The sequence below is a fragment of the Streptomyces beijiangensis genome, from assembly GCF_017315755.1.
Taxonomy (GTDB): domain Bacteria; phylum Actinomycetota; class Actinomycetes; order Streptomycetales; family Streptomycetaceae; genus Streptomyces; species Streptomyces beijiangensis.
In genome coordinates this window covers 1-351 of record NZ_JAFLRJ010001055.1, presented here as the reverse complement: position 1 = coordinate 351, position 351 = coordinate 1, and the positions used below count along the sequence as shown (strand labels likewise).

The window sequence follows — 351 nt, the reverse complement described above, 5'->3', positions numbered from 1 at the left end:
CCCGGCTTCCCCGCCCTGCTCGCCGTCTTCCTCGCCACCGGCGCGGTGTTCGGCGCGATGGAGGTCGCCACCATCGCCTTCGCCGACGCCCAGGGCCACAAATCGGCTGCCGGTGCGGTACTCGCCCTCCAGGCCGCCGGATCCTGCATCGCAGGCCTGCTCTACGGTTCCCTGCGCCCCGCCCCCGACGACGACGTCCCGCGCCGCCTCCTCATCTGCCTGGCCGCGATGACGGTACTGACGGCGGGCCCCCTCCTCTCCGCGACGACCACCACGTCCCTCGTCACCCTGGCCGCCTCGCTGCTCCTCGCGGGCGCGGCCACGGCGCCCACCATGGTCACCGGCATGACC

The 351-nt window shown here is 74.4% G+C and carries 1 pseudogene; it reads left to right on the top strand.

Going from position 1 to position 351, the window contains the following annotated elements:
* Positions 1–351 (top strand): annotated as a pseudogene (locus tag J0695_RS40510) (MFS transporter); the annotation flags it as partial.